This window comes from Paenibacillus xylaniclasticus (assembly GCF_004001065.1).
Classification (GTDB): domain Bacteria; phylum Bacillota; class Bacilli; order Paenibacillales; family Paenibacillaceae; genus Paenibacillus_T; species Paenibacillus_T xylaniclasticus.
The window spans coordinates 1-983 of the sequence record NZ_BIML01000088.1 but is presented as its reverse complement, the minus strand read 5'-3'; the positions used below and the strand labels follow the sequence as shown (position 1 = coordinate 983).

Here is a 983-nt window from a genome sequence, read left to right as displayed (position 1 = left end):
AGGGGACGGGTAAAGTTAATCTTCTCAAAGTTAGTGATAAAGCATTGGATCATGCGAATATAGGGGACTTTACTAGAAATCCAAAGACTGGCGAAATATCAAAAATGAGTGGGGGAGGCCATGGACAAGATAATATCGACTTCCTTGAGAAAAATGGGATTGAGTATAATATTGAATTTACGTACCCTAACGGAGTTAGAGTAGGAAATGTGCCGGGACACAAATCAAAAGGAAAAAGAACAGGAACTGGTCAGGCATGGTTTCCAGAAACATGGACAAAAGAGGATATTAGAAATGCTGGTGAGCATGTTGCTAATATGCCTGATCATGTGAATGTAGCAGATGGGGTAACTATATTTGCTGAATATAAAGGTGTTAGAGTTGGAGTAATTAAAACTAATGGGGAAATTGGAACGATATTCCCTGATAATATGATACAACCATAATTTTAATGGGGGTAAGTACTATGTTTAATGAAAGAGTGCGGGCGGTATTGGGAGCAAGAGCCTTACTTGATGATAATGATCCAAGAATTGAGAAAAAATGGGCTGAATTAATTGAATTATTAAGTGAAAATGAAGATTTAACATTAGATTTTTTGAAGGAATGTACTAAAACTGAACTTTCACTTCTTAGTGAAGTGTTTGAAGATGTAGCATATAATTTACAAAGTAAAAAGTTTATAGAGTTACTATATCAATTAGATAAAAGATACCCAGACTTAGAACTTAAGGATCATATTCAAATAGCTGAAGATTACATGAGTTAAGATGCACGAGTGTGTAAAAAAATTTTTGTAAACTCAATTAGACTAATCAAGCTCTGATATACGTTATGAGAATGCTAGTAAACTTCATCTATAAAATGATGAAGCACAAGACAGAGTATCGGGCGGCAACTCAAACAGAACGTCAAGCAAGTTGATATAATGGTGGTAATTGAAAAATCGATTGCCACCTTCTTTATTTCCAAGTTTAAGATTA

Annotated in this window: 2 protein-coding genes; both read left to right on the top strand. The window is 34.5% G+C overall.

From position 1 onward, the window contains the following. Window positions 1-446, top strand: a 446-nt coding sequence (locus tag PXY01_RS22050) for an EndoU domain-containing protein (RefSeq protein WP_246028073.1), incomplete at its 5' end; no start/stop codon positions are given. Window positions 447-466: 20 nt separating this feature from the next. Continuing rightward, window positions 467-769, top strand: a complete 303-nt coding sequence (locus PXY01_RS22045) for a hypothetical protein (protein WP_127573287.1) — start codon at window positions 467-469, stop codon at window positions 767-769. The last annotated feature ends 214 nt before the right edge of the window (window positions 770-983 follow it).